Below are 6,204 nucleotides of genomic sequence, written 5' to 3' on the forward strand. Positions count from 1 at the left end.
TGGTAAGTATGTGTTGATTTTTGATATGCTGGCGGGACGGTTGGAGATTTTTCCGTTGCTGCTGGTGTTCTTTCCGGATACGTGGAGGAAGTTCTAAAAAAGGGTGTGCCAAGACGAACGCCAGAAAGAGAATTGGCGGGCGGACGCCCGAAAGCCGATCGCACTGTCTGCGGCAACGTGGGCAGGGCAACTTTAAGCTAGCCGCTAACTTCGGCTATGGTTCACGAGGGTCAGCTGACCCGCGTGAATTTAGTCGAAGTTAGCGGCTAGTTCAAAGTTCCCCTGCCCATGTTGCCTGAATGTTCCATCCGGGATCTAGCGCGTCCCTTTTTTGCATATCCTATCTACACGTTACAAAACTGACTCTGATACAGCTGTGCATAGAACCCTTTCTTCTCCAGCAGTTCCTCATGCTTGCCGGTCTCCAGAATATGTCCGTCCTTCATAACCAGAATCACATCCGATTCCTTAATGGTAGACAGCCGGTGTGCCACCACAAAACTCGTCCGTCCCTCCATCAGTTTCTGGAATGCTTTCTGGATACGGATCTCTGTCATCGTATCGATGGAAGATGTCGCCTCGTCCAGAATCAGTACCGGCGGTTTTAGTAACATCAGTCTGGCGATACAAAGCAGCTGTTTCTGTCCCTGGGACAGGCTTCCGCCGTCCTCACCCATCACCGTGTCATATCCTTTCGGAAGACGTTTGATAAAACTGTGGGCATGAGCCTGTTTTGCTGCTTCGATCACTTCCTCCCTTGTGGCATCCGGTTTTCCGTAAGAGATATTATCCCGGATCGTACCCGTTTTCAGCCAGGTTTCCTGAAGCACCATTCCGTAACTGGAACGGAGACTTTCCCAGGTCAGATTCTGAATCGGTACACCATCCAGTGTGATCTTTCCTTTATTTATATCATAAAAACGCATCAGCAGATTGATTACTGTCGTCTTACCACATCCGGTCGGACCTACAATTGCCACCCGCTGTCCCGGTTTTACTTCCAGATTCATATGTTCGATCAGTGGCACCTCACTGGTGTACGAAAAGCTTACATCCTCAAATCTCACGCGGCCCTCCACCTGATCCAGCGTCTTAGCATCTGCCGCATTCTCCGGTACCGGTTCTTCGTCCAGAAAATGAAAGATTCTTCCCGCACATGCCAGCGCGTTCTGAAGTTCTGTCACCACGCCGGAGATCTCGTTAAACGGCTTGGTATACTGATTGGCATAATTCAGAAAACTACTCAGCTGACCAACGGTAATTCTTCCCTGGATCGCGGAAAATGCACCGAAAATACCAACGCCCGTATACACCAGTCCGTTGACAAAGCGGGTGGAAGGATTAGTAATGGAAGAGAAGAAGGTCGCTTTCAGGCTGCAGGACTGCAGTCTCTGGTTAATATCATCAAACTGTTCCTCCGCCTCTTTTTCATAGGCAAATGCTTTAACCACTTTCTGGTTTCCCACCATTTCTTCTACCAGAGAAGTCATCTCTGCTCTCGTCTCAGACTGCAGACGGAACATGGTAAATGTACGTTTTGCGATAAAGTTTGCCACGAAAAAAGATAACGGCGTGATCAATACCACGATCAGCGTGATTCTTCCATCGATGGATATCATAAATCCCAGTGTTCCGAGAATCGTCATCACACCGGAAAACAGCTGGGTAAATCCCATTAAAAGACCGTCGGAAAACTGATCCACATCTGTGGAAATTCTGCTGATCGCATCACCCGGCTGGTGCGCGTCCATATAACGGAGCGGAAGAATTTCCATATGGGCAAATACCCGTCTGCGGATATCATCTACGATCTTGTATGTCATTTTATTGGTCAGAAGACTCATCACCCACTGAGATATCGCAGAGATTGCAGTCACCACTGCCAGCTGGAGCAGCACCAGTTTCAGATCCGGGAAGCTTACCAGCCCCTTCTCTATCATACAGTCCACACCTTTACCAATCAGGATGGGCGAATACAGGGTAGCTGCTACTGTGACTGCCGCCAGTACCAGAATACTGACCACCAGATAGGTATACGGGCGGATCAGTTGTAGGACACGGTTTATGGTCTTTTTGTTTTTCATAACTGTGCTACCTCCTGACTGGAAAACTGTGACATACAGATCTCCTTATATACGTTACAGGTTTTGAACAATTCCTCATGCGTTCCTTTTCCCACAAGCTTTCCATCGTCCAGCACCAGGATCTGGTCTGCATTTTTTACGGTTGCCGCACGTTGGGATACCAGGAATACGGTTGCTTTTTTCGTATTTTCTTTGATTGATCTGCGCAGAGCCGCATCCGTTGCGAAGTCCAGGGCAGATGCGCTGTCATCCAGGATCAGGATATCCGGCCCGCCGACCAGAGCTCTCGCGATGGTCAGACGCTGTCTCTGACCGCCGGAGAAGTTCCGTCCGCCGGTCTCCACCTTCTCATCCAGACCTTTCTGTTTCTTCTTCACCACTCCTTCTGCCTGGGCGATTTGCAGGGCTTTCCACAGTTCGCTCTCTTTTGCGTCTTTTTTCCTCCATAACAGATTACTGCGGATCGTTCCCAGGAACAGAACTGCTTTCTGTGGAACCACACCAATCTTCTCACGCAGATGCCGGAAAGTATAAGCTTTCACATCCTGACCGTCTACAGTAACCGAACCTTTTGTAGCGTCGTAGAACCGTGGAATCAGATTAACCAGTGTGGACTTTCCGGATCCGGTACCGCCGATGATTCCAACCGTTTCTCCCGGCATTGCCGAAAAACTGATATCTGTCAGAGAAGCTTCCTGCGCCCCACCATAAGTAAAAGTCACATGGTCAAACACGACTCTCGGTTTCCCGCTTTCCTGCGTATTTTTTTCTTCAGCGCCCTCTTTCATGGAACTGTTTACCCGGAAAACTTCATTAATACGTATCGCACAAGCCAGTGCTCTTGTTACAGCAACAATCAGGTTCGCCAGTGCAACCAGCGCCAGCAGAATCTGATTCATATAATTGACCAGCGCCACAATCTGTCCCTGGGATACGCTGCCGATCTGTACCTGCCAGCCCCCAAACCACAGGATACACAGGATCGCGATATTGACCATCACATAGGTGATCGGGTTCATCAGTGCAGAAATCTTACCGGCATACATCTGTGTATTTTTCAGGTTGCCGCTGATTTCATCAAACTGTTCCGTCTCATCTTTTTCCCTGGAAAATGCACGTACCACTCTGGCACCTACATAATTTTCTCTCGTATGAAGCACGATCTGATCCAAAATACTCTGTACTTTTTTATAGATCGGTACAGTGATACGCATAATCAGATAAATTGCCAGTCCGATTAACGGTACTGCAATCAGGAAAATGATCGTCAGTTTTGCGCTGATAGTAAAAGCCATCACAACTGCTCCGATGACGATGAACGGAGAACGCAGGAACAGACGGAGCATCATATTGACACCGGTCTGCGCCTGGTTGATATCACTGGTCATACGGGTGATCAGTGTCGGCGTTCCGATCTGATCCAGTTCGTTATAGCTCAGGCTGTTGATGTGTCCAAACAGTGCCTTTCTCAGTGCCGTTCCAAATCCCATCGCTGCCTTTGCAGCAAAATACTGCGCCGTCAGAGAACACACCAGTCCCAGCACACCCAGTGCGATCATCAGCGCGCACATTCTCCAGATATACGGCTTGTCACCATTCTGGATACCGACATCGATGATGTTTGCCATAACGATCGGAACCAGCAATTCAAAACTGGCTTCCAGCATTTTAAACAGCGGTGCAATAATCGACTCTTTTTTATACGCTTTCAGATACTGAAGCATCTGTTTCATCTTCGTTTTCCTCCTGCTCTTCTTCGATTTTCGGAGGAACAAGCATTCTCTGGAAAGTATCTGTCAGCCAGCGCAGTCGTCCGATGATATCCTCACGGAACTCGCCCGGAAGCATCCTCCATTTCCAGTTTTCCCCCAGTGTGGATGGATGATTCATTCTTCCTTCGCTGCCACAGCACAACAGATCCCACATCGGAATCACTGCCAGATCGGCAACGCTGGCTTCTGCCGCCCGGATAAAATCCCACGGGATGTCTTCCCACGGGCGGTCATAATTATTCAGATATGCTTTGGAGTACTCTCTCGCCCAGTCGTTCATGCCATAATACCATGCCTTTGTCGTATCGTTGTCGTGAGTTCCTGTATATACGACGCAGTTTTTCTTATAGCGATGCGGCAGATAAAAGTTTGTATTACCGGAATCAAAAGCAAATTGCAGGACTTTCATCCCCGGATATCCTGTCTCGTCCATCAGATCAAAAACTTTCTCATCCAAAGTTCCAAGATCTTCCGCGATCACATCCATATCTCCCAGTGCTTTTTCCATCGCCCGGAACAGATCGATGCCAGGACCTTCCTTCCATTCTCCTTCCAATGCATTTTCTGCGTCCGCCGGAATCGCATAATACTCTGCAAATCCACGAAAATGATCGATGCGCACGGTATCGTATAATACAAGACTTCTCTTCATACGCTGAATCCACCATTTATATCCGGTTTTTTTCTGTGTTTTCCAGTCATACAACGGATTGCCCCACATCTGGCCGTCCGCTGAAAATGCATCCGGGGGACAGCCTGCAATAGCACTTGGCACACCATTCTCGTCCATCTGGAACATCTTCGGATTCGCCCATGCATCCGCACTGTCAATAGCCACATAGATTGGAAGATCTCCGATAATGGTGATTCCCTTCTTATTAGCATATGTTTTCAGTTTGTTCCACTGACAGTCAAATTCATATTCCAGAAACTGGTAGTATTCCATCTCTTTTTTCAGCTCTTTTTTCTTATTCTGCACTTCTTTGGAATCACTTTTTCGCAGTTCTTCCGGCCAGGTTGTCCACAGTGCACCGTTCTGGCTGTCCTTGATAGCACGGAACAGACAGTACGGTTCCAGCCATTCCTGCTCTTTTTTACAGAAAGCATAAAATTTATCATCTGCATCAAAACGCCCGTACGCTTTTCTCAAAATCTCATTTTTTGAAAAGTAGATTCTTTCATAATCTACAAATCTCGGATCCCCTCCCCACTGCAGCTGTTCACATTCTTCTTTAAAAAGGAGACCTTCTTCTACCAGCATATCCAGATCGATAAAGTACGGATTACCTGCGAATGTGGAAAACGGCTGATACGGAGAATCTCCATATCCGGTAGGTCCTAATGGAAGGACCTGCCATTTTGACTGGCCTGCACGCTCCAGGCAGTCCACAAATTCATATGCCTCTTTCGAAAAGCAACCGATCCCATATCTGGACGGCAAAGAAGAAACAGGCATCAACACACCACTTGCTCTCATTTGTATACCCTCCCTGTGTATTCTCTTACTAACATTAGCACATCATTTCTTTCTTTTCAAGCAATCCCATAATTTTGCCTGTTTTTCTAACAATTAAAAAAATTTAATTTTTTTCAAAAAAAGTGTTGACATTTGACTAACTCTCCCTTATAATAGGCTTTGTTGTTAGGGACAACCGAACAACACAAACAAAAATGTGCGTTTAGCTCAGCTGGATAGAGCGTTTGGCTACGGACCAAAAGGCCGGGGGTTCGAATCCTCTAACGCACGCTTAACCGTCAGAATTTGATTCTGGCGGTTTTTGTTTTATCATTTCAAAAAAGCAGTTCCTCGGATTATTTATAGGATCCCATGTCAAAAAGTCAATAAATCGTTTGATTTTTCTACAATTCTATTGATTTTTTTCACCCCTTTCTTTATACTAGAATGTGTTGGAGATGGGGTTTTCTGTATGAAACTACGTGACTGTTCAGTACCTTCACAGTTACGAGCCAAAATGCATAAAAAATCACCTTCGGTAATGGCATTTTGGCTTGTATGTCTCGGGATTTTGACATATTCATGTCAAAACACCTCGTGGGACAGTGGCTACTGAATAGTTACGAAACTACTATAGAATATGTAATTTTACGGAGGATAGAAATATGTATGGATTGACACCCAGGGAAGAACAGATTATGAATACCATATGGAACATGGATCATCCTTGTCTGATTTCGGAAATTTTAAAAGCATCGCCTGCTTTAAAAAGAAATACAGTAGCTCCCGCACTGGTTGTCCTTGAAAATAAAGGTTATCTGAAAGTTGATTCGATTGGGAAATCTTATACAAGAACCGGTAAAGCATATGTTGCTGCTATTTCAAAAGAAGC

At 46.3% G+C, this 6,204-nt stretch carries 4 protein-coding genes and 1 tRNA gene; 2 read left to right on the forward strand and 3 right to left on the reverse strand.

What is annotated here, in order from left to right; translation table 11 throughout:
- Window positions 1–344: 344 nt before the first annotated feature.
- Genes MSA64_RS11380 through malQ form a run of 3 tightly spaced genes read right to left on the reverse strand, consistent with a single transcriptional unit; the run spans window position 345 to window position 5,333 of the window.
- A complete protein-coding gene (locus MSA64_RS11380) occupies window positions 345–2,084 on the reverse strand; it encodes an ABC transporter ATP-binding protein (RefSeq protein ID WP_287891663.1) in 1,740 nt (579 codons plus the stop codon).
- On the reverse strand, window positions 2,081–3,817 hold the full coding sequence (locus MSA64_RS11385; protein ID WP_287891664.1) for an ABC transporter ATP-binding protein: 1,737 nt from the start codon (window positions 3,815–3,817) through the stop codon (window positions 2,081–2,083). Before MSA64_RS11385 ends, MSA64_RS11380 begins: the two co-directional genes overlap by 4 nt.
- Entirely contained in the window at window positions 3,783–5,333 is a 1,551-nt protein-coding gene (gene malQ / locus MSA64_RS11390; protein ID WP_287891665.1) for a 4-alpha-glucanotransferase, read from the reverse strand. Before malQ ends, MSA64_RS11385 begins: the two co-directional genes overlap by 35 nt.
- Window positions 5,334–5,529: 196 nt before the next feature.
- On the opposite strand from malQ, the gene MSA64_RS11395 reads away from it, so the two are divergent.
- Both MSA64_RS11395 and MSA64_RS11400 read left to right on the forward strand, forming a co-directional pair.
- A tRNA-Arg gene (locus MSA64_RS11395) sits at window positions 5,530–5,603 on the forward strand.
- Window positions 5,604–6,010: 407 nt separating this feature from the next.
- Window positions 6,011–6,204 (forward strand): hypothetical protein (locus tag MSA64_RS11400; protein ID WP_287891666.1); only part of this gene is annotated, 194 nt, incomplete at its 3' end.

The organism is Oliverpabstia sp. (genome assembly GCF_022785585.1).
GTDB classification, from domain to species: domain Bacteria; phylum Bacillota; class Clostridia; order Lachnospirales; family Lachnospiraceae; genus Oliverpabstia; species Oliverpabstia intestinalis.